We start from the raw sequence: 19,131 nt of genomic DNA, 5'->3' as shown, positions 1-19,131 counted from the left end.
CGCGACCATGGCTACCACCGCTGAAGGTTTTCAGGCTCACACCGAAGACGAGCATCACGATGCCGATCACAAGCCCGGCTTCTTTGCGCGTTGGTTCATGTCGACCAACCACAAGGACATCGGGACGCTCTACCTGATCTTCGCGATCTGCGCGGGCATCATCGGTGGTGCGATTTCGGGCATCATGCGTGCCGAACTCGCCGAGCCGGGCATCCAGATCCTTACGCAGGCCTGGCCGCTCGGTGCGAGCGAGGAAGGCTTCGACGCCGCGCTGCACCACTGGAACGTGCTGGTCACGGCGCACGGCCTGATCATGGTGTTCTTCATGGTCATGCCGGCGATGATCGGCGGCTTCGGCAACTGGTTCGTGCCGCTCATGATCGGCGCGCCCGACATGGCCTTCCCGCGGATGAACAACATCTCGTTCTGGCTCACCGCCGCCGGTTTCGTTTCGCTGATGATCTCCACGGTCGTCCCGGGCGCAGCCGCGGGTTCGGGTGCGGGGACGGGCTGGACGGTCTATGCGCCACTGGCGACCTATGGGCATGACGGTCCTGCGGTCGACTTCGTGATCTTCTCGCTCCACCTTGCGGGCGCAGGCTCGATTCTGGGCGCGACGAACTTCATCACCACGATCTTCAACATGCGCGCGCCGGGCATGACCCTGCACAAGATGCCGCTGTTCGTGTGGTCGGTGCTCATCACCGCCTTCCTGCTGCTGCTCGCGCTGCCGGTGCTCGCCGCTGCGATCACCATGCTGCTGACCGACCGCAACTTCGGCACGACGTTCTTCGATCCGGCCGGCGGGGGCGATCCGGTGCTCTATCAGCATCTGTTCTGGTTCTTCGGCCACCCCGAGGTCTACATCATGATCCTGCCGGGCTTCGGCATGGTCAGCCAGATCGTCGCGACCTTCAGCCGCAAGCCGGTGTTCGGCTACCTCGGCATGGCCTACGCCATGGTCGCGATCGGCGTGGTCGGCTTCGTCGTCTGGGCCCACCACATGTATACCGTGGGCCTCGACGTGAACACGAAGATGTACTTCACGGCGGCGACCATGGTCATCGCGGTCCCGACCGGCGTGAAGATCTTCAGCTGGATCGCGACGATGTGGGGCGGCAGCCTCGAGTTCAAGAGCCCGATGGTCTGGGCGCTGGGCTTCATCTTCCTGTTCACGGTCGGCGGCGTGACCGGCGTCTACCTCGCCAACGGCGGCGTCGACGACGTCGTGCACGACACCTACTTCGTGGTCGCGCACTTCCACTACGTGCTGTCGATGGGTGCGGTGTTCTCGCTCTTCGCGGGCTTCTACTACTGGTTCCCGAAGATGAGCGGGCGCATGCACAGCGAACTGCTGGCGCACATCCACTTCTGGGGCTTCTTCATCGGCGTGAACGTGATCTTCTTCCCGCAGCACTTCCTGGGCTGGCAAGGCATGCCCCGCCGTTACCCGGACTATGCGGAAGGCTACGCCTACTGGAACGAGATCTCCTCGGTCGGCTACACGATCATGGCCGTCTCGATGCTCGTCTTCTTCGTGAACCTCGCTTACGCGTTCATCGCGGGCAAGCGGGCGGCGCCGAACTATTGGGGCGAGGGCGCGACGACGCTCGAGTGGACGCTTTCGAGCCCGCCGCCTTACCACCAGTTCGAGACGCTGCCGGTGATCGAGGAAAGCCAGGGCTATCACGATCACCGCCCGGCGGCCGCGACCCCGGCGACGAGTTGACAATGCGACCCTCCCGCTTGCGGGAGGGGAAAGGGCGGCCCGCCGCCGCCCGCCCAACCGATCATGGACCCCTCCCGTTCGCGGGAGGGGGCATTTTTTGATATGACCGCGACCACGTCCCACACCCGATCCGTCCCGGCCGACTGGCGCGATTTCTTCGCCCTGACGAAGCCGAGAGTGATGAGCCTGGTGATCTTCACCGGGCTCTGCGGTCTTCTGGCGGCGCCCGGTACGATCCACCCGGTGCTCGGCTTTACGGCCGTGCTGTGCATCGCGCTTGGTGCGGGCGGCGCGGCGACGCTCAACCAGTGGTGGGAAGCCGATCTCGACGCGGGAATGAAGCGGACCGCAGGGCGGCCCATTCCCGCCGGCCGGCTGAATCGCATCGACGCGCGCGACTTCGGGATTGCCCTGTCGGTAGGCTCGGTCCTGCTGATGGGGCTGGCGGTGAACTGGCTCTCGGCCGCGATCCTCCTGGTCTCGATCATCTATTACGCGGTCGTCTACACGATCTGGCTCAAGCCGCGCACGCCGCAGAACATCGTGATCGGCGGCGGGGCGGGGGCCTTCCCGCCGATGATCGGATGGGTTGCCGTGACCGGCGACGTCACGCTGATGCCGGTCCTGCTGTTCGCGATCATCTTCTTCTGGACCCCGCCGCATTTCTGGGCGCTCGCGCTGTTCGTGCAGTCGGACTACGCCAAGGTCGGCATTCCGATGATGCCCGTGGTGAAGGGCGAGCGGTCGACCCGGCGGCAGATCCTGATCTACTCCGTATTGCTGCTGCCGCTCGCGCTGGCCCCCTGGTTGATCGGCGGCACGGGCCTCCTCTATGGCGGAGCGGCCGCGGCGCTGACGGCGGTATTCGTGGCGCTTTCGGTGCCCGTCGCGTTCCGCGCCGCCGGTGCGGACGACCGGATGCTGCCCGAGAAGCGGCTGTTCGGTTACAGCGTGCTCTATCTCTTCGCGCTCTTCGCGGCCCTCGTTGCGGACCGCATGGCGCAAACGCAAGGATGGCTCGGATGACCCCCGAAGAACAGGAAGAATTCAAGCGGCGGCAGAAGGGGCGCAACATCGCGCTCGCGCTCGTGCTCGGCTTCTTCGTCGTGCTGTTCTACGTCCTCACCTTCGTGAAGATGGGAGACTGATCATGTCCACCGCCGCGCTCGAACGGAAGAACCTGCGTGTCGGCCTCCTCGGCTTTTTCGGCGCTGCTGCCATGCTGGGGCTCGGCTATGCCGCGGTCCCGCTCTACCAGTTGTTCTGCCAGGTGACCGGTTTCGCGGGCACGACGCAGCGCGCGACCGAGACGGACGCGGCCGTCGCGGCACGTATCGCACAGAGCACCGGCGCCTCGACCATATCGATCCGGTTCGACGCGAGCACGTCGCACGGCATGCCCTGGACCTTCGCCCCCGAACAAGTGACCGAGACCGTCCAGGTCGGGGAGCGCGAGATGGCGTTCTTCGTTGCGCGCAACGACAGCGCGGAGCCGATCACCGGAACCGCGACCTTCAACGTCGAGCCCGAGCAGACGGGCAAGTACTTCAACAAGATCCAGTGCTTCTGCTTCACCGAGCAGACGCTCCAGCCGGGTCAGGAAGTGCGCATGCCGGTGCTGTTCTACATCGATCCGGCGATCCGCGACGACCCCAACGCGCAGGGTGTCGAACAGATCACCCTGAGCTACACTTTCCACCGCAAGCCGGAACCCGCTTCCTAACACTGGACCAACGGCGCGCCGCCGATTAAGGGCCGCGCAACGCTTTGACAGGACCTTCGATCAATGGCCGGAACCAAGAACCACGACTACCACATTCTCCCGCCCGACATCTGGCCGCTGATCGGCTCGATCTCGGCTGTCACCTTCACCAGCGGCATGGTCCTTTACATGCACGAGCTGGCGAACTGGCAGATCGTGCTCGGCCTCGGCATCGCCGGGCTGATCGCGACGTTCTTCAGCTGGTTCAGCAACATCGTGAAGGAAGCCGAGGCGGGATATCACACGCCCGTCGTGCAGCTTCACATGCGCTACGGCATGATCCTGTTCATCGCCTCCGAAGTCATGTTCTTCGCGGGCTGGTTCTGGGCCTGGTTCGACTTCTCGCTGTTCCCCAGCACGCTTTCCGAGGTGGTCGGCGGCCAGTTCCCGCCGGTGGCGATCGAAGCGGTCATGAACCCGTTCGACCTGCCGCTGCTCAACACGCTGATCCTGCTCTGCTCCGGCACCACGGTCACCTGGGCGCACCACTCGCTGATCCACGGCGATCGCGACGGGCTGAAGAAGGGCCTGTGGCTGACGGTCCTGCTCGGCGTGCTGTTCACCTGCATCCAGGCCTACGAGTACTGGCACGCGCCGTTCGAGTTCGGTGGCAACACCTACAGCTCGGCGTTCTACATGGCGACGGGCTTCCACGGCTTCCACGTGCTGGTCGGCACGATCTTCCTGATCGTCTGCCTGCGCCGCGCCTATCTGGGCCACTTCACCCCGCGTCAGCACTTCGGCTTCGAAGCGGCCGCCTGGTACTGGCACTTCGTCGACGTGGTGTGGCTCTTCCTGTTCGTCGTCGTGTACGTATGGGGCGGTTGGGGCGCGCCGGTCCACTGATGGATCAGGGCGAATCGACGCCAGAAAAGGGGCAGCCCGGCATCGCCGAGGCTGCCCTTTTCGGTTTGTGCCCGCAGTGCGGAGGGAAGACCCTGTTCGCACGCGGCGTTCGCTTTGCCGAGCGATGCCGGGCGTGCGGGCTCGACTACGACAGCTTCAATGTCGGCGACGGGCCAGCGGCGTTCCTCACGCTGCTGATCGGCGCTGCGGTCACCGCGCTTGCGATCTCGGTCGAACTCACATTCCGCCCGCCGCTCTGGCTGCACGCTTTGATGTGGGTGCCCGTCACCGCCCTTGCGGTGATCTTCGGCCTGCGGGTCGCCAAGGCGGCGCTGCTTGCCTCCGAATTCCGGAACCGCGCCAAGGAAGCGGGAAGCCGCGAGCTGTGAGGCGGAAGGTTCCGATCATCGCGACAGTGATCGTCGCCGCTGCCGTCGCGACGATGATCGCGCTCGGCTTCTGGCAGCTCGACCGCAAGGCGGAGAAGGAAGCGCTGCTCGCCCGCTACCAGCAGGCCCATACGCTCTCCTCCGCGGTCGAATGGCCGCAGAGCGAAGCGGAGACGGAGGCGGCGCTCTTCCGCCACGCCCAACTCGATTGCGAGCAGGTGCTGGAGTTGTCCTCGCGCGCGGGGACCAGCGTCGAGGGACGCAAGGGCTGGGCCCATGTGGCCCGCTGCGCGATCGGCGACGGACGTGAAGCCAAGGTGGCGATTGGCTGGTCGGAACGGCCCGTGACCCCCGAGTGGCAGGGCGGCACGGTCGAGGGGATCGTCGCGCCCGGTCCGCGTCTCGTGGTGGGGCAGCCCACGGCGGGCCTCGTGCCGCTGGCGCCGCCCGATCCCGCGGATGTCCCCAACAACCACCTCGCTTACGCCGGGCAGTGGTTCTTCTTCGCGCTGACGGCGCTCGTGATCTACATGCTGGCCCTTCGAAGGCGTCGCGACGAGATGGTGGATTAGCCGTCCGGGCGATCGGCGACCGCCTGAAGCTCTGCGGTCAAACGGTCTCGATCCTCGTCGCGGCCATGAAAGGCGGCCGGGGTGTTCTGGAACAGCTCCACGGCCCAAGATCCGTCCTTGCATGAAGCGACCACGGTTTGAACAACGTTGGCCTGTGGGTTGACGAGGCCGCCGGTGCGGGGGACCATCCCGGCGACGGCCGTCAGCAGCGCCATGTCCGATCCGAGTGGGCGGCAGTCGCGCACTTTCGCAACGAATCGCGCTGTGGGATGATCACGGAAGATCGGCTCGAGGTGGGCTTGGATTCGCTCCGGCCCGACCATCTGGGTTCCGTCGAAGCCAATCTGTACGCCTTCAGCCGCGAAAAGCGCGGCCATGCCGGCGGCATCCTGGCGGTTCCAGGCCTCCAGTAGCGCAAAGTAAAGGCCGGAGACTTCCCCCATCGCATCGCTGCTCGCCGGTCCGGTCACACGTACATCCCCTCCCGCAAATTGATGCCGTGCTCGAGCCAGGCCTTGAGCGCGCAGAGCATCTGGCTCCAGCCCTGGCAGTTGCCGTAGCTGGCCTTGAGCGCGCCCTGGTTCTCGCGCCAGCCCTCTTCGGCGATTTCGACCAGCGTGCGGCCGTCGTCGAGCGGCTTGAAGGTCATCGTCACGGTCGTCCGATAGTCCGCTCCGGTCGACTCGGCGCCCTCGACGTTCGGGGGTTCGCCTTCGCTGGCATCCCATTCCAGCACGATCCGCTCGTTCGGCACGACCTCGATCACGTAGACGGGGAATGCGCCGGGGAAGTCCCGGAAGTCCCAGGTCACCGTGGCCCCGGTCTCGAGCCGTCCCTGCGCGCCGCCCGTGGTGAAGTAGCGGGAGAGCTGTCCGGGGTCGGCGACTGCCTCGAACACTTCGTGCACCGGCCTGGCGATCCGCGCCGCCACTCTGAATTTCAGTTCCATCGCATCCGTTCCTTTCCGAGTCGCCGCTTGATTGGTTGGAAAATATGTTATAAAAAACTAACATGTCAATCGAAGACGACCTCGACGCCGTGTTCAAGGCGCTGGCCAATCCCGTGCGGCGGGCGGTCTGCGATGCGCTTAAGCTGCGCCCGCTCACGACCAAGCAGCTCTGCGCCTGCTTCGACGAACTCGACCGGACCACGGTGATGATGCATCTGCGCGTGCTGGAGCAGGCGGGGCTGGTGGTGCCGGTGCGCAAGGGGCGGGAGCGGTTCAACTACCTCGACGCCATGCCCATTCAGGCGATCCACGAGCGCTGGATCGGCCCGCACGCTGCAGCGGCCGCCGCCGGCCTGCATCGCCTCAAGCAGGAGCTGGAGCAGGATACGGTCAAAGCCCGTTCGCGCTGAAACGCGCCGTTCCCCCGCGCAGGCGGGGGCCAGGCCACTGGCGCTTCGTCTGCCTGCCTAAGACACCGTCTCGAAAAGAATTTGAGCACTCACAGAGGCACAGAGGCACAGAGTTTAAGTTTCGCGCAGAGTCCGCAGAGAACGCGGAGAGGATATTCCCCGCACCACGAACGGAGGCTTTTGAACCGATAAGCGCCGCTTGCTTGCTCGCCGCCCTGCGCGCGGCTAGTCGCTCCGGTCGATGGAATACCTATCCACCCGCGGAAGCGCCCAAAACCCCAATGGCGGGCCGCTCGATTTCGAAGGCGTCACGCTCGCCGGTCTGGCGAACGACGGCGGGCTCTACCTGCCGCGCGAATGGCCGCAGTTCTCGCATGGCGAGATCGCGGCACTGGCCGGTCTCCCTTACGCCGAGCTTGCCGCGCGGGTGATGCAGCCGTTCGTCGGCGACAGCCTGACGCCCGAGCGCCTGCGCGAGCTGTGCGAGGAGGCCTATGCCCGCTTCGCGCACAAGGCGGTGACGCCGCTGGTCCAGCTCGATCAGCGCAACTGGCTGCTCGAGCTGTTCCATGGGCCCACGCTGGCGTTCAAGGATGTCGCGCTGCAACTGCTCGGGCTGCTGTTCGAGGAATTCCTCGGTCGCCGCGAAGAGAGGCTGACGATCGTCGGCGCGACCAGCGGCGATACCGGCTCGGCTGCGATCGATGCGGTTGCGGGCCGCGAGGGCGTCGAGATCTTCATGCTCCATCCGAAGGGCCGCGTCAGCGACGTGCAGCGCCGCCAGATGACCACCGTGCTTGCGCCCAACGTGCACAATATCGCGATCGAGGGCAGCTTCGACGACGCGCAGGCGATGGTGAAGCGCATGTTCGCCGATACCGCGCTGACCGGCCGCGTGCGGCTCGGCGCGGTGAACTCGATCAATTGGGCGCGGCTCATGGCGCAGGTCGTCTATTACTTCGCCGCCGCGCTGCAGCTCGGCGCGCCCCGGCGCAAGGTCGCCTTCAGCGTGCCGACCGGCAATTTCGGCGACGTCTTCGCCGGCTATGTCGCCGCGAAGATGGGCCTGCCGGTCGAGCGGCTGATCGTGGCCACCAACGTCAACGACATCCTCCACCGCGCGCTGTCCGACGGCGACTATTCGGCCGGCGAGGTGACGCCGACCGCGGCGCCTTCGATGGACATTCAGGTCAGCTCCAATTTCGAGCGGCTGCTGTTCGACTGCGGCGGGCGCGACGGCGCGGCGCTGGCCGAACAGATGCGCGGGTTCGAGGCGACGAAGGCGATGCGGCTCACCAACGCGCAGCGCGAAGGGGCCGCTGCGCTTTTCACCAGCGCGCGCGCCGATCAGGACGAGATGGCCCAGGCGATGCGCTGGGCGTGGGAGCATTGCGGCGAGACCGTCGATCCGCATACCGCAATCGGCCTCCACGCGGCGCGCCTGCAGGACGTCGATGCGCCGGTCGTGACGCTTGCTACTGCCCATCCTGCCAAGTTCCGCGATGCCGTGGAGCGCGCGACCGGGACCCGCCCGCCGCTGCCCCCACGCGTCGGCGACCTGTTTGCGCGCGAGGAACGCTTTACCGAACTGCCCGGCGACTATGATGCGGTAGCCACGTACATCACCGAGCATGCGAGCGTGTGATCGTGGCCTCTGCGCGTGAACGACAAGGTCCGGCATGGCCCGCCTGATCGAAAACCCTCAGGTCATGATCGGCGAACCCTGGGCCGACTACGGGCTCGTCGACAGCGGTAACGGCCGCAAGCTCGAGCGCTACGGCCGCTACCGCTTCATCCGGCCCGAGCCGCAGGCCATGTGGACCCCGCGCAGTGCCGACTGGCGGGCGCACGGCGAGTTCGTGCCCGGTTCGGACGAGGACGGCGGCGGCCGCTGGCAGTTCGCCGAGCCGGTGCCGGCCGAGGGCTGGCCGCTTTCCTGGAACGAGGTGCGCTTCACCGCGCAATGCACGCCTTTCCGCCATCTCGGGTTTTTTCCCGACATGGCCCCTGTGTGGGAGTGGATGGGCGCGCAACTCGGCGCGGCCGAGGATGCGCAGCTCCTCAATCTCTTCGGCTATACCGGCGTCGGAACCCTGGCGCTCAGCCGCTTCGGGCAGGTCGCGCATGTCGACGCCTCGAAGAAGTCCGTCGCTCAGGCGCGCGAGAACGCGGCGCTCTCGGGCATGGAGGAGCGGCCGGTTCGCTGGCTCGTCGACGACGCGGTCAAGTTCGCCGCGCGCGAGGTGCGGCGCGGGCGGCGCTATGACGGGATCATCCTCGATCCGCCCAAGTTCGGGCGCGGCCCGAACGGGGAAGTCTGGCGGATCGAAGAGGGGCTGCCCGGCCTCGTCCGCGATTGCCGAAAGCTGCTCGATGGCCGCAGCCGCTTCCTCTTCCTCACCGTCTACGCGGTGCGCATGAGCAGCCTCGCGCTCGCCGGACTGCTGGCTGAAGTTCTGCAGGATCTGCCGGGGGAAATCCAACACGGCGACCTTTCTGTGCGCGAAGATAGCGAAGATCCCCGCCTCCTCCCCACCGCAATCTTCGCCCGCTGGTCGAATCGGGGCTAAGCGCAGCACATGGCCGATTCGCTGATCCTCGAAGTCGCCGATCTCGAGCACGATGTCCTCACGGGCATCTACTCGGAGGAGACCGGCAAGCCGCAGCCGCTGCGCATCTCGATCAGCGCGCGGCTCAAGTGCGCGGCCCGCTACGCGCCCGATACGCCGCTCGACGCGAGCAAGAACTACATGGACCTGAAGTTCGCCGCCACGGAAGCCCTGCCGCCCGGCGTGCACTTCAAGCTGATCGAGGCGGTTGCGGACCACATCTGCGAAACCCTGTTCCTGCAGGACGACCGGGTCGAGGCGGTCACGGTGAAGATCGTCAAGCTCGCTATCGCGGAAGGCAACGAGAAGATCGGCATCACGCTGACCCGCGAGCGCCGCTGATGAAGCGGATCGCGGTGGACGATCTGCCGGAAGATCCCCTGTCCGCCGCGAGCGTGTTCCACCAGCACTGGCTGCCTTATGCCGAGGACGCGCTTGCCGGGGGCGACGATCTGCTGCTCGTCTTCGCTCCGGCCGATCATACGCACCGTGCCTGGCGGATTGCAGCGGTGGCCGGGCTGGCGCGAAAGCATGCGCCGCTGCGCGTCAATGCCGTGGCGGGACAGGGTGACGCGATTGCGGAAGCAGAGCGATACCTGGCCGCTGCGCCCGGCGTGACCGGGCAATATCTGCCCCTGGGCGAGGAAGGCTCGCGAAGGCGGTAAGCGCAGCCCGCTAGAAGGCGCCGCGCAGCTCCGCCAGAATCGCATCCTCTTGCGCGATCATGTCGGCGACCTGGCCGTGTGCGTCGGCGATCGGCTCTCGCAGCTCGAAGGCGAGTGTCGCATCGGCGAATATCAGGTCGAGATCGCCCAGCGCGACCGCAGTCCTGCTGCGATGCGAATCGAGATCGGCCAGCGCGACCTGCGCGGCGGCCCAGCTATTGGTTTCAACGCCTGCCCCGCGAGCGGCCTCGATCGTGCGGCGCGCGCCCGGCACGGCTTGCGTAAACGCCCGATGGGCACTCGCTGCCTCGGTCCGTAGCTGCGAAAGCCGCTGGAGCAGATCGGCGCTCGGCACCGCTGGCGGGGCCGGGGCTTCGGTTGCCGGAGCAGGCTCGAACGTGCCCTCGACACGCTCCGCGTCGCGGATCGCCAGCGACGGGTAGTCGGCGCTGCCGCCAGCGCAGGCGGCCAGCGGGGCGGCCAGAACGAGTGGTACGAGGCGGATGAGGGCTTGCTTCATTCTGCAAGGCTCATAGCATGCACCCCGCGCGGCGCCAGATGGCGCGCGCAGGCGGATTTCCGCCGTTGACTTGCGCGGGCGCTTCCCTTAACGGCACCCATCTTTCCGGACACCGCCATTGGCGGCATTTCGGTCGCGCCCCTTCCACCACGGCAGGGGCACAGCAATGAGAATGGAAGTTACCACCATGTTCGCAGTAGTGCGCACGGGCGGCAAGCAATACCGGGTTGCCGCCGGAGACAAGATCGCGGTCGAAAAGCTCGCTGGCGAAGCCGGCGACACGGTGACGCTGGGCGACGTCCTGCTCGCTGGCGAAGGCGACAAGATCGCCGACGCCTCGAAGGTTGCCGTTTCGGCGGAGATCATCGCACAGGCGAAGAGCGAGAAGGTCGTCGTCTTCAAGAAGCGTCGCCGCCACAACTATCGCCGCAAGGCGGGTCACCGCCAGCAGTTGACCCTGCTGCGCATCACCGCGGTGGGCGATTCGAAGGCCGAGAAGAAGGCTGCTGCTCCCAAGAAGGAAGAGGCCAAGGCCGCTCCTGCGAAGGAAGAAGCTGCGCCGAAGAAGGCGGCACCCGCGAAGACGGCTGCCCCGGCTGCGAAGGCCGACACTGCCGAGAAGAAGCCGGCCGCCAAGAAGGCTGCGCCGAAGAAGGAAGGCGCCACCGACAAGGCGCCGGCCAAGAAAGCCCCGGCCAAGAAGGCCGAGAAGAAGTAAGGACCACGAACGATGGCACATAAGAAAGCAGGCGGTTCATCCCGCAACGGTCGCGATTCGGCCGGCCGTCGCCTCGGCGTGAAGAAGTTCGGCAGCCAGGGCGTGATTCCGGGCAACATTATCGTGCGCCAGCGCGGCACCAAGTTCTATCCGGGCACCAATGTCGGGATGGGCAAGGACCACACGCTGTTCGCGCTCGCGCAAGGCGTCGTCCGATTCCACACCGGCAAACTCGGCCGCAAGTACGTGTCGGTCGACATGCTCGCGGAAGCTGCCGAATAACCGGACGATCCGATGACGGGATCGTCCTCACGGGACGGTCCCAGCCCGGTTGAACGCCGGCAGACGAAGAGGGAGATGGGGCCGACCCGTCTCCCTCTTGTCGTTTCTCCCTCTCCCGCTGGCGAAATATTCTTTCGCCGCCATCGCACTGTCACGCATCGCCCGTAACGGGGCGCTGCGGGGCGAATGAGGAGAGATCGCCGTGTTCCATCGCAGCCAGAGACTGCTCCTGAGACCGCCATGGCCCGAGGATTCGGGCCAGGTCTTCAGCGCCATCGCCGACGAAGGTGTGGTGCGCAATCTGGCGCGCGCGCCGTGGCCGTACGGCGTGGCGGATGCGCGCGAATTCGTCTCGCGCCCGTTCGATCCCTGTTTCCCCAGGTTCCTGATCACACGCGCGGACGACGCTGCGCTGATCGGCTGCATCGGGATCAATCCGGAAGGCCGGGAGATCGAGCTGGGCTACTGGATCGCCCGGGATCACTGGGGGCAGGGCTATGCAACCGAAGCGGGAAGCGCGATGATCGAGATCGCGCGCATGCTCGGACACCCGCGGATCGTCGCGAGCCACTTCCTCGACAATCCCGCTTCAGGCGCCGTCCTGCGCAAGCTCGGCTTCGCGCCCGTCGGCCGCATCCGTCCGCGGTATAGTCGCGGGCGAGGCGAGCAGGCGCTGGCGGCCGAGTACGCGCTGGAACTGGCGGGCGAGGTCGAGCCGGACATGCGTGCGGCATAGCGTGAGCCCCCGCGCAGGCGGGGGCCTCAGGCCATCTGGTCGTCCGGTGCTGCCTGAGGTCCCCGCTTTCGCGGGGACTCCCGGCAATCACTCCGCCGGCAGCAGCGCGTCCTCGAACTCGCCTTCGTAGAGGCCGATCAGCTCGCGGTCGTCGTGTTCCCACGGGTGGAAGCCGGGCTTGAAGTAGGCGAGCCATGCCGGGAAGATCCGGCGCAGGACGCCCGGGCTGGCCACGAGATACTTGAGCAGACCCCAGCGCGCGTTCCAGCCGGTGATCCCGTCCTGCGCGAGCAGGTTCATCGAATCGATCCAGCGGTTCTTGAAGAACCTGCCCGTGACCGAGAGCATCACCAGGCTGCGGACTTTCCAGCGCTGCCACTTCGACCAGTCTCGCGTCGCGTGATTCCAGGTGTCGAATGCGACGCCCTTGTGCTCGATCTCCTCGACCGCATGCCAGCGCCACATCGCCCGCACCTCGGCGTCGGCGTTCTCGAAATGCTGCGGATTGGCGAGGAACTCGTGCGCCATCATCGCAGTGTAGTGCTCGAGCGCCATGGTCACGGCGAGGTTGGCGATCGCCGGACGGTCCTTGGTCAGCGCGAGCAACTCCTCGACCCGCTTGTCGATCGCCTTGATGTCGTAGCCGGCGTTCTCCGCCAACTTGTTGAAGGCGATGTGTTCGCGGGTGTGGTTGATTTCCTGCTTCACGAACGCGCGGATTTCGGCGTCCAGCTTCGGGTCCGCGCCGGCTCGGTGCGCCTTGACCGCTTCGATAAAGAAAGCTTCGCCGCGGGGGAAAGTGGCGGAAAGCGCGTTGTGCCAGGCGGTGCCGAACGGTTCGCCGGCCCACCAGCGGCGCGGCTTGCCCTCGCGGTTGAAGCGCTCGTCGCGCACGGTGATCGCGAGATCGGGTGGTGTGGGGCTCGCCGAAGCGCGGTCGAAGGGGAATGTCTGAGGGGCGTTCATGATTCGCTCGTACTTACTGACACTCTTGTAAGTAGTATCCGCTGACATTCGTGTCAATATGGCTAGAGTCCCTGCGAAGGCAGGGACCTCAGGCCACCGGCGCTCCTCGACGGGAAAGCCGCACCGGACGGCCGAGCGGCCCAAGGCTCCCGCCTTCGCGGGAGCTCACAAGAACGCGAAATACCGGTTTTATTCCGCCGGCATCACCGCATCGGCGTAAGGGCTGTCGAACTTGCGGATCAGTGCCCGGTCGTCCTGCTTCCAGGGATGGAAGCCCGGCAGCAGAATTTTCGCCCAGTCGAAGAACATCCGCCGCATCATGCCGGGGGCGATCCATAAATGCCTGAAAAGCAGCCACTTGGCCCGCAGACCTGTGATCCCGTCCTGCCGCAGCAGGCCCAGCGCGTCGCGCACCCTGTTGTTGTAATAGCGACGAGTGATCAGCAGCGTCAGCAGCGCGCGCACGCGGTACCGCTTCCACGCGCTCCACTCGCGCGTGGCGTGAAGCCAGACGTCGTAGGTGATGCCCTTGTGCTCGATCTCCTCGATCGAGTGCCAGCGCCACATCTCGGCGATTTCCTCGTCCACGCCCGCGAGGTAGCGCGGATCGGTCAGCAGGCAGTGGCTGATCGACGCGGCGAAATGCTCCAGCGCGATGGTGATCGCGAGATTGAATTCGACCGGCCGTCCCTGGGTCAGCGCGAGCATCTCCTCGATGCCCTTGTCGATGCTCTCGATGTCGTAACCATGGCTCTGCGCGAGATTGTTGAACGCCACATGCTCGCGCGCGTGGTTCGATTCCTGCCGCGTGAAGGCGCGCAGTTCCGCCGCCATGGCGGGCGGAACCTTGTCGTCGTAGTACTTCATCACCTGGATGAAGAACTTTTCCCCGCGGGGCAGACTGGCGGAAACCGAATTATACCAGGCCGTCGCCACCGGATCGCCCGAGTGCCACCAGCGCGCCGGCCGCTCCCCCCGGCAGAACTTCTGGTCGCGAATATTCAGCGCATGATCGGCAGGCGTCACGCTACCGCTGGTGCGCGGCGACTTGCCGGCAGCGCTCCCGCGCTCTACCCCGATTGTTTGATCCCCCCGCATGGTTAATCTTTTATTGTTCAGGGAATCGCATGGCAAGTCGCAAGCGTCTCAGCCCCGAGGAAAGCCGCAAATCTGCGCTCGAAGCGGCGCGCGCATTACTTATAGAAGCCGGCCCGCAATCCGTGACGCTGAAAGCCGTCTCGGCGCGGATTGGGCGGACGCATGCCAACTTGCTGCATCATTTCGGATCGGCGTCGGGCCTGCAGAAGGAACTCGCACGGCATCTGGCCGAAACCGTGTGCGAGAGCATCAAGGATGCCGTCCGCGCGAGCCGCGCCGGCCTCGGATCGCCGCGTGAAGTGGTCGATCTTGCGTTCGATGCCTTCGACAAGGAAGGGGCGGGAGCGCTCGCAAGCTGGATGATCCTGACCGGCAACGAGGATGCGCTGACCCCGATCGTCGAGGCGATCCATCAACTGGTGGACGAAATCGCGCCCGAAGAAGCGGGATCGCATGGCGATCTGGCGCGGGTGCACGAGGATACGCTGGCGCTCGTTCTTCTGGCGATGGGGGACGCGCTGATCGGTTCCGCGCTCGCACGCTCGCTCAAGCTGCCCGATACTGCCGCCCGCGACCGGGCCGAGCGAATGCTGCTGAACTCGATCGCGGCGGCTACTCAACCGGGCTGAGCGATCCCGCAAGCCAGGCGGGCGCCCACGCGGGATCGATCGCTTCGAGCCTCAGGTGATCGACCGCGAGGCCGAGTGCGGGGTAGGCCGCCTTGCGCCGCTTCTCCTCCGAACTGTCGAGCGGAACGACCACGAGGCGGCGATTGACCTTCTGCCGCCAGTTCATCCGTGCGGTGTTCTCCTGCCCGACGTAGCAGCCCTTGGAGAAGCTCACGCCGTGAAGCTCCACGGCATTGGTCTCGAGCCACAGCACGTCGCCGAGCTCGTCGCGTCCCTCGGGAACGCCGAGCGCGAGGCGGTGCGCATGCCATTCGGCGTCCGCAGCCACGTCGTCGCCCGAAACGGGCGCCAGCCAACGCTCGCCGAGATCCGCGAGCCTCGGGTCGGGCGCGGCGCCGTCGCCGCTCTGCTTGCGCCAATGGACGCCGACCGTGTCGTCGATCCGAATGTCGATCTTGCGCCGCAAGCGGTAGAGCGACAGCCGCCTGACCAGTTCCTCCGCATATGTGGCCTCGCAATCGAGCAGGATCTCGCCTTGGCCGCCCTGCCAGACGATCAGGTCGAACAGCGTCTTGCCCTGGGCGGAGAGCAGCGCGGCATAGGCGGGCAGCGGCCCCGCGACGTCGTTGGTCAGCAAGCCCTGGAGGAAGCCGGTCACGTTTTCCCCTTCATCGAGCGGGCTCAGGCGCACTACGGCGCGGTCGAACAAGCGGGTCGCGGTCATGGGTGACAGATAGGCAGCGGCGCGCCTAAGGGAAGCCCCATGACCGACGCGCCCGAATCCCTCACCATCCGCCGCCCCGACGACTGGCATGTCCACTTGCGCGACGGCGACGTGCTGCGCGGGGTCGCGCCCTTCACCGCGCGCCAGTTCGCGCGTGCGATCGTGATGCCGAACCTCTCGCCGCCGGTCGTGACGGTGGAGGCGGCCGACGCGTACCGTGATCGCATTCTGGCTGCGGTGCCGGAAGGCGTGAGCTTCACGCCGCTGATGACCTGCTATCTCACCGATCACACCGATCCGAACGAACTCGAACGCGGCCACCGCGATGGCGTGTTCACCGCGGCCAAGCTCTACCCTGCCAACGCCACCACGAATTCGGCGCATGGCGTCACCGATGTCGCGAATATCCGCGGAGGGCTGGAGCGGATGGCCGCGATCGGCATGCCGCTCTGCGTCCATGGCGAAGTCACCGATGCCGAGATCGACGTGTTCGACCGCGAGAAGGTGTTCATCGACCGCGTTCTCGCGCCGCTGCTGCGCGAGCTGCCCGAGCTCAAGGTGATCTTCGAACATATCACCACGGAGGACGCCGTGCAGTTCGTGGACGCAGGCAGCGCGAACGTCGGCGCGACGATCACGCCGCAGCACCTCCACATCAACCGCAATGCCATGCTTGTCGGCGGCATTCGGCCGCATGCCTACTGCCTGCCGGTCGCGAAGCGCGAGAAGCACCGGCTGGCCCTGCGCAAGGCGGCGACCTCCGGGTCGGCGAAATACTTCCTCGGCACCGACAGCGCGCCCCATGCGCGCCATACAAAGGAAAACGCCTGCGGCTGCGCAGGCATCTTCAACGCACCCTACGCGCTGGAGAGCTATCTGCAGGTATTCGACGAGGAAGGCGCGCTCGACCGTTTCGAGAGCTTCGCTTCGGAAAACGGCCCCCGCTTCTATGGATTACCGCTCAACGAGGAACGGATCACGCTGGAGCGGACCGGCATCGATGTCGCGGAGGAGATCGACGCGGGTGGCGCGGCGATCGTCCCGTTCCATGCCGGCGAGACTCTGCGCTGGAGGCTGCGCGCCTAAGCCTGGAGGACCTTGTCCGCCTGGCGCCGCGCGAGAATGTCCCACACGAAAATCGCGATCGCTATCCAGATCAGCACGAAACAGGCGAGCTGCACCGGCTGGAGCGGCTGATCGAACACCGTCAGGCCCAGGATGAACACGATCGTCGGTGCGAGGAATTGCAGGAAGCCCAGCGTCGAATAGTCCATCCGCCGCGCTGCGATGGCGAACAGCAGCAGCGGGATCGCGGTCACGATCCCGCCGAGCACGATTGCGAGGCTGAGTTCGGCCGACTGGCCGAACGACGAACCCGCGGGTGACGCGGCATACCACCAGGCGATGGCGCCGGCCGGGATGAGCAGCAGCGCCGATTCGATGGTCAGGCCGGGAAGGGCGCCGACGTCGACCTGCTTGCGCAGCAGGCCGTAAGCCCCGAACGTCACCGCCAGTGCGAGGCTGATCCACAGCGTCGTCAGCGCGCCGCCGAGAAGGAGCGCGACACCGCAGGCGGAAATCGCGACCGCAAGCCATTGCCGCCCGCTCAGCCGCTCGCCCAGAACGAAGGTGCCGAGAAGCACGTTGATCAGTGGGTTGATGTAGTAGCCGAGGCTCGCGGCGTAGACGTGATCGTGCTGGATCGCCCAGACGTAGACGAACCAGTTGGTGCCGATCAGCATCGCGCTCGCGGTCAGGGTGGCCAGGCTGCGGCGGTTGGAGAGCGCCTCCCGGATCTGCGGGCCCTGCTTGCGAACCGCCACGATCAGCAGGCAGATCGGGAGTGTCCAGATGATTCGCCAGCCGACGAATTCGAAAGCCGGCACCTCTCGCACGAGAAGCAGGTAGAGCGGCAGGAAGCCCCAGATGAAGTAGGCAGCGAGCGCCGCGGCGAAGCCCGACTGCCGGGTCTGAGGCTGTGCATCGGTCACCCAAGGGCATTAGGTGGGGCGAGGAAGACCGGCAAGGGGGCATTTCGGCGGCCGAAATCACTCGCTTTGTCGCAAATTCGAATTCTGTATCTCGCGTTGCAGTCTGTTCAGAAAACACGTCTTAAACATGAATGCATCGAGCGGATAACCCATCGAGTCGGGATCCGGCGAGACAAGAAAGGACCGAGCGATGACCATGAAGACTTTCAAGATCGCGGCGCTGGCGATTGCCGCCCCGGGCCTGGCGATGGCAATGCCCGCGCAGGCAGCGGTGCCGACCGCCACCCACCAGGCGGTCCATGCGGCGACTTACGAGATCGAGAGCAGCAACCAGTGGCGCGACCGCTATCGCGACCGCGACTATCGCCGCTACGACCGCGGCCGCTACGATCGCTATCGGGACCGCGACTATCGCGACCGGCGCACGTGGCGCGGCCGTGACGGACGCTACTACTGCCGCAAGGATGACGGCACGACCGGTCTCCTGATCGGCGGCGCAGTCGGCGGCCTGGTCGGTCATGAAGTTGCCGGCCGCGGCGACCGCACCCTCGGCGCCATTCTCGGCGCGGCGGGTGGTGCCCTCCTGGGCCGCGAGATCGACCGCAGCGGATCGCGTTGCCGCTGATCCGATCTGACTGAAGAGCTTCGGCTGCACCCACCTGCAGTCGCAGCGCGGCTCCACCGTGCCGCGGAAGGCGCTCCGTTTGCCACCTGGCGACGGGCGCCTTCAACTTTTCTGGCGACCGGTTAACCCTATTCTTCCCTCTTGCCGCTAACCCGCAGGTCGTTTCAGGCAGGTGGCTGGAAAGGGGCATTGACATGGCGACGCACCGCATCGCATTCTGCGCGCTGCTCGCCTGTGTCCTCGCCGCATGTGACGGTGAACGTCCCGAGCCGGTGCTCGACGAGATCGACCCCGCCGTGATTGCCGCGATCAACGATCAGATCCTCACCGACCCCGACCTTTCGCGCCAGAACGAGGGCAACGCTGCGCTCACGGGCGGCATCGACCATGCCCTTCCTCTGGTGAACGACAGTCCCCGTGCCATCGACGCCGCGCGCGAGGAGGCACGGGCGCTTGTCGGCGGGCGCGATCGTTTCCGTCGATTGCCCTCGGCGGGGGAGCGCCAAGCGGAAATTCCGCTGGAAAGCCGCATCACGGTTACCGCGCGCGCCGCCTATGCGGGCGCGAGTCAGGCCTGCGTCGGTTCGCTCGACCCTGGCTTCATCTGGGCCGCCCGCATGCCGGCGGCGTTTCCCGTCTATCCCCGCGGCGCGACGCAGGAGGCGGCGGGCAGCGACGCAGCGGGATGCGCGCTGCGCGCCGTCAATTTCCGAACACCCGTACCGCTCGAGGAGGTGCTTGCCTTCTACCACACCCGCGCACTCGACACGGGCTTCACCTCGACCCTCGCCACGGCAGGCGATGAATCGGTCCTGCTTGGCGAATATGGGGGCGGTTCTTTCGCCCTCTACGCACGCACCGATGCCGCCGGCCTTACGGAAGCCGATCTCGTCACGCGTGGGCTGTGAGGC

The 19,131-nt window shown here is 66.2% G+C and carries 26 protein-coding genes; 19 read left to right on the top strand and 7 right to left on the bottom strand.

All coding sequences use genetic code 11. From position 1 onward, the window contains the following. The first annotated feature begins 7 nt into the window (after positions 1–7). The 7 genes from ctaD (at position 8) to JNO53_RS02670 (ending at position 5,298) form a co-directional block, all read left to right on the top strand. Complete coding sequence (ctaD, locus tag JNO53_RS02695; RefSeq protein ID WP_203107351.1) at positions 8–1,729, top strand: cytochrome c oxidase subunit I; 1,722 nt, start codon at positions 8–10, stop codon at positions 1,727–1,729. 102 nt (positions 1,730–1,831) lie between these two features. Then, the gene (locus JNO53_RS02690; RefSeq protein ID WP_203107349.1) at positions 1,832–2,755 is read left to right on the top strand and encodes a heme o synthase; all 924 of its coding nucleotides are present in this window, start codon (positions 1,832–1,834) and stop codon (positions 2,753–2,755) included. Next, positions 2,752–2,877: a hypothetical protein gene (locus JNO53_RS15445; protein WP_263853359.1), complete on the top strand. Its 126-nt coding sequence runs from the start codon at positions 2,752–2,754 to the stop codon at positions 2,875–2,877. Before JNO53_RS02690 ends, JNO53_RS15445 begins: the two co-directional genes overlap by 4 nt. A gap of 2 nt (positions 2,878–2,879) precedes the next feature. Then, positions 2,880–3,452, top strand: coding sequence for a cytochrome c oxidase assembly protein (locus JNO53_RS02685; RefSeq protein WP_203107347.1), 573 nt, complete (start codon positions 2,880–2,882; stop codon positions 3,450–3,452). A 63-nt stretch (positions 3,453–3,515) separates the two neighbouring features. Then, positions 3,516–4,337 (top strand): cytochrome c oxidase subunit 3, encoded by an 822-nt coding sequence (locus tag JNO53_RS02680; RefSeq protein WP_203107345.1) that lies wholly within the window; start codon positions 3,516–3,518, stop codon positions 4,335–4,337. After that, positions 4,337–4,726, top strand: coding sequence for a DUF983 domain-containing protein (locus tag JNO53_RS02675; protein ID WP_203107343.1), 390 nt, complete (start codon positions 4,337–4,339; stop codon positions 4,724–4,726). Before JNO53_RS02680 ends, JNO53_RS02675 begins: the two co-directional genes overlap by 1 nt. After that, positions 4,723–5,298 carry an SURF1 family protein gene (locus tag JNO53_RS02670; protein WP_338015279.1) on the top strand — a complete coding sequence of 192 codons (576 nt, stop codon included), beginning with the start codon at positions 4,723–4,725 and terminating at the stop codon, positions 5,296–5,298. The genes JNO53_RS02675 and JNO53_RS02670 overlap by 4 nt, the downstream gene beginning before the upstream one ends. Here JNO53_RS02670 and JNO53_RS02665 read toward each other — a convergent pair. Together JNO53_RS02665 and JNO53_RS02660 are read right to left on the bottom strand one after the other, a co-directional pair. Further along, positions 5,295–5,768 carry an SgcJ/EcaC family oxidoreductase gene (locus JNO53_RS02665; protein ID WP_203107341.1) on the bottom strand — a complete coding sequence of 158 codons (474 nt, stop codon included), beginning with the start codon at positions 5,766–5,768 and terminating at the stop codon, positions 5,295–5,297. The genes JNO53_RS02670 and JNO53_RS02665 overlap by 4 nt on opposite strands. Continuing rightward, the gene (locus tag JNO53_RS02660; RefSeq protein ID WP_203107339.1) at positions 5,765–6,247 is read right to left on the bottom strand and encodes an SRPBCC family protein; all 483 of its coding nucleotides are present in this window, start codon (positions 6,245–6,247) and stop codon (positions 5,765–5,767) included. The genes JNO53_RS02665 and JNO53_RS02660 overlap by 4 nt, the downstream gene beginning before the upstream one ends. Before the next feature lie 62 nt (positions 6,248–6,309). Between JNO53_RS02660 and JNO53_RS02655 the strand changes: the two genes are divergently transcribed. From JNO53_RS02655 to JNO53_RS02635, 5 genes are all read left to right on the top strand, one after another. Further along, a complete protein-coding gene (locus JNO53_RS02655; protein WP_203107337.1) occupies positions 6,310–6,657 on the top strand; it encodes an ArsR/SmtB family transcription factor in 348 nt (115 codons plus the stop codon). Between the two features lie 241 nt (positions 6,658–6,898). After that, a complete protein-coding gene (thrC, locus tag JNO53_RS02650; protein ID WP_203107335.1) occupies positions 6,899–8,302 on the top strand; it encodes a threonine synthase in 1,404 nt (467 codons plus the stop codon). Between the two features lie 34 nt (positions 8,303–8,336). Then, entirely contained in the window at positions 8,337–9,227 is an 891-nt protein-coding gene (locus tag JNO53_RS02645) for a class I SAM-dependent methyltransferase (RefSeq protein WP_203107333.1), read from the top strand. A gap of 9 nt (positions 9,228–9,236) precedes the next feature. Next, positions 9,237–9,608, top strand: a complete 372-nt coding sequence (locus JNO53_RS02640; protein WP_203107331.1) for a dihydroneopterin aldolase — start codon at positions 9,237–9,239, stop codon at positions 9,606–9,608. Then, positions 9,608–9,931 (top strand): Rossmann fold domain-containing protein, encoded by a 324-nt coding sequence (locus tag JNO53_RS02635; protein WP_203107329.1) that lies wholly within the window; start codon positions 9,608–9,610, stop codon positions 9,929–9,931. The genes JNO53_RS02640 and JNO53_RS02635 overlap by 1 nt, the downstream gene beginning before the upstream one ends. 10 nt (positions 9,932–9,941) lie before the next feature. Here JNO53_RS02635 and JNO53_RS02630 read toward each other — a convergent pair whose 3' ends face one another. Continuing rightward, positions 9,942–10,451 carry a hypothetical protein gene (locus JNO53_RS02630; RefSeq protein ID WP_203107327.1) on the bottom strand — a complete coding sequence of 170 codons (510 nt, stop codon included), beginning with the start codon at positions 10,449–10,451 and terminating at the stop codon, positions 9,942–9,944. Between the two features lie 187 nt (positions 10,452–10,638). Here JNO53_RS02630 and rplU point away from each other — a divergent pair, with 187 nt between their 5' ends. The 3 genes from rplU to JNO53_RS02615 all read left to right on the top strand — a co-directional run bounded on the left by rplU (position 10,639) and on the right by JNO53_RS02615 (position 12,187). Further along, complete coding sequence (gene rplU / locus JNO53_RS02625; protein WP_203107854.1) at positions 10,639–11,169, top strand: 50S ribosomal protein L21; 531 nt, start codon at positions 10,639–10,641, stop codon at positions 11,167–11,169. A 12-nt stretch (positions 11,170–11,181) separates the two neighbouring features. Beyond that, positions 11,182–11,451 carry a 50S ribosomal protein L27 gene (gene rpmA / locus JNO53_RS02620; protein WP_119512486.1) on the top strand — a complete coding sequence of 90 codons (270 nt, stop codon included), beginning with the start codon at positions 11,182–11,184 and terminating at the stop codon, positions 11,449–11,451. 202 nt (positions 11,452–11,653) lie between these two features. Continuing rightward, entirely contained in the window at positions 11,654–12,187 is a 534-nt protein-coding gene (locus JNO53_RS02615; RefSeq protein ID WP_203107325.1) for a GNAT family N-acetyltransferase, read from the top strand. Positions 12,188–12,274: 87 nt separating this feature from the next. On the opposite strand, the gene JNO53_RS02610 is transcribed toward JNO53_RS02615, so the two are convergent. Further along, positions 12,275–13,153: a metal-dependent hydrolase gene (locus JNO53_RS02610; RefSeq protein WP_203107323.1), complete on the bottom strand. Its 879-nt coding sequence runs from the start codon at positions 13,151–13,153 to the stop codon at positions 12,275–12,277. A gap of 189 nt (positions 13,154–13,342) precedes the next feature. Next, positions 13,343–14,251, bottom strand: coding sequence for a metal-dependent hydrolase (locus JNO53_RS02605; RefSeq protein WP_203107321.1), 909 nt, complete (start codon positions 14,249–14,251; stop codon positions 13,343–13,345). Between the two features lie 29 nt (positions 14,252–14,280). Between JNO53_RS02605 and JNO53_RS02600 the strand changes: the two genes are divergently transcribed. Beyond that, positions 14,281–14,880, top strand: coding sequence for a TetR/AcrR family transcriptional regulator (locus tag JNO53_RS02600; RefSeq protein ID WP_203107319.1), 600 nt, complete (start codon positions 14,281–14,283; stop codon positions 14,878–14,880). Here JNO53_RS02600 and ygfZ read toward each other — a convergent pair. Then, positions 14,864–15,604 (bottom strand): CAF17-like 4Fe-4S cluster assembly/insertion protein YgfZ, encoded by a 741-nt coding sequence (gene ygfZ, locus JNO53_RS02595; RefSeq protein WP_203107317.1) that lies wholly within the window; start codon positions 15,602–15,604, stop codon positions 14,864–14,866. The genes JNO53_RS02600 and ygfZ overlap by 17 nt on opposite strands. A 39-nt stretch (positions 15,605–15,643) precedes the next feature. On the opposite strand from ygfZ, the gene pyrC reads away from it, so the two are divergent. Then, positions 15,644–16,690, top strand: a complete 1,047-nt coding sequence (gene pyrC, locus JNO53_RS02590) for a dihydroorotase (RefSeq protein ID WP_203107315.1) — start codon at positions 15,644–15,646, stop codon at positions 16,688–16,690. Here pyrC and rarD read toward each other — a convergent pair. After that, a complete protein-coding gene (rarD, locus tag JNO53_RS02585) occupies positions 16,687–17,595 on the bottom strand; it encodes an EamA family transporter RarD (RefSeq protein WP_203107313.1) in 909 nt (302 codons plus the stop codon). The genes pyrC and rarD overlap by 4 nt on opposite strands. 190 nt (positions 17,596–17,785) lie before the next feature. Between rarD and JNO53_RS02580 the strand changes: the two genes are divergently transcribed. Beyond that, on the top strand, positions 17,786–18,220 hold the full coding sequence (locus tag JNO53_RS02580; RefSeq protein ID WP_443111154.1) for a glycine zipper 2TM domain-containing protein: 435 nt from the start codon (positions 17,786–17,788) through the stop codon (positions 18,218–18,220). Between the two features lie 194 nt (positions 18,221–18,414). Beyond that, complete coding sequence (locus JNO53_RS02575) at positions 18,415–19,128, top strand: hypothetical protein (protein WP_203107311.1); 714 nt, start codon at positions 18,415–18,417, stop codon at positions 19,126–19,128. Positions 19,129–19,131 lie beyond the last annotated feature (3 nt).

It is taken from the genome of Altererythrobacter sp. C41, from assembly GCF_016803135.1.
GTDB lineage: Bacteria > Pseudomonadota > Alphaproteobacteria > Sphingomonadales > Sphingomonadaceae > Pelagerythrobacter.
Note: the sequence above shows the minus strand (reverse complement) of the source record. Positions and strands in the feature narration are given on the sequence as shown.

What these genes read in the sequence shown, in the direction of transcription:
- ctaD (WP_203107351.1), top strand. Translation starts at nt 8, where the DNA reads ATGGCTACCACCGCTGAAGGTTTTCAGGCTCACACCGAAGACGAGCAT.
- JNO53_RS02690 (WP_203107349.1), top strand. Translation starts at nt 1,832, where the DNA reads ATGACCGCGACCACGTCCCACACCCGATCCGTCCCGGCCGACTGGCGC.
- JNO53_RS15445 (WP_263853359.1), top strand. Translation starts at nt 2,752, where the DNA reads ATGACCCCCGAAGAACAGGAAGAATTCAAGCGGCGGCAGAAGGGGCGC.
- JNO53_RS02685 (WP_203107347.1), top strand. Translation starts at nt 2,880, where the DNA reads ATGTCCACCGCCGCGCTCGAACGGAAGAACCTGCGTGTCGGCCTCCTC.
- JNO53_RS02680 (WP_203107345.1), top strand. Translation starts at nt 3,516, where the DNA reads ATGGCCGGAACCAAGAACCACGACTACCACATTCTCCCGCCCGACATC.
- JNO53_RS02675 (WP_203107343.1), top strand. Translation starts at nt 4,337, where the DNA reads ATGGATCAGGGCGAATCGACGCCAGAAAAGGGGCAGCCCGGCATCGCC.
- JNO53_RS02660 (WP_203107339.1), bottom strand. Translation starts at nt 6,247, where the DNA reads ATGGAACTGAAATTCAGAGTGGCGGCGCGGATCGCCAGGCCGGTGCAC.
- JNO53_RS02655 (WP_203107337.1), top strand. Translation starts at nt 6,310, where the DNA reads ATGTCAATCGAAGACGACCTCGACGCCGTGTTCAAGGCGCTGGCCAAT.
- thrC (WP_203107335.1), top strand. Translation starts at nt 6,899, where the DNA reads ATGGAATACCTATCCACCCGCGGAAGCGCCCAAAACCCCAATGGCGGG.
- JNO53_RS02645 (WP_203107333.1), top strand. Translation starts at nt 8,337, where the DNA reads ATGGCCCGCCTGATCGAAAACCCTCAGGTCATGATCGGCGAACCCTGG.
- JNO53_RS02640 (WP_203107331.1), top strand. Translation starts at nt 9,237, where the DNA reads ATGGCCGATTCGCTGATCCTCGAAGTCGCCGATCTCGAGCACGATGTC.
- JNO53_RS02635 (WP_203107329.1), top strand. Translation starts at nt 9,608, where the DNA reads ATGAAGCGGATCGCGGTGGACGATCTGCCGGAAGATCCCCTGTCCGCC.
- JNO53_RS02630 (WP_203107327.1), bottom strand. Translation starts at nt 10,451, where the DNA reads ATGAAGCAAGCCCTCATCCGCCTCGTACCACTCGTTCTGGCCGCCCCG.
- rplU (WP_203107854.1), top strand. Translation starts at nt 10,639, where the DNA reads ATGTTCGCAGTAGTGCGCACGGGCGGCAAGCAATACCGGGTTGCCGCC.
- rpmA (WP_119512486.1), top strand. Translation starts at nt 11,182, where the DNA reads ATGGCACATAAGAAAGCAGGCGGTTCATCCCGCAACGGTCGCGATTCG.
- JNO53_RS02610 (WP_203107323.1), bottom strand. Translation starts at nt 13,153, where the DNA reads ATGAACGCCCCTCAGACATTCCCCTTCGACCGCGCTTCGGCGAGCCCC.
- JNO53_RS02605 (WP_203107321.1), bottom strand. Translation starts at nt 14,251, where the DNA reads ATGCGGGGGGATCAAACAATCGGGGTAGAGCGCGGGAGCGCTGCCGGC.
- JNO53_RS02600 (WP_203107319.1), top strand. Translation starts at nt 14,281, where the DNA reads ATGGCAAGTCGCAAGCGTCTCAGCCCCGAGGAAAGCCGCAAATCTGCG.
- ygfZ (WP_203107317.1), bottom strand. Translation starts at nt 15,604, where the DNA reads ATGACCGCGACCCGCTTGTTCGACCGCGCCGTAGTGCGCCTGAGCCCG.
- pyrC (WP_203107315.1), top strand. Translation starts at nt 15,644, where the DNA reads ATGACCGACGCGCCCGAATCCCTCACCATCCGCCGCCCCGACGACTGG.
- JNO53_RS02580 (WP_443111154.1), top strand. Translation starts at nt 17,786, where the DNA reads ATGACCATGAAGACTTTCAAGATCGCGGCGCTGGCGATTGCCGCCCCG.
- JNO53_RS02575 (WP_203107311.1), top strand. Translation starts at nt 18,415, where the DNA reads ATGGCGACGCACCGCATCGCATTCTGCGCGCTGCTCGCCTGTGTCCTC.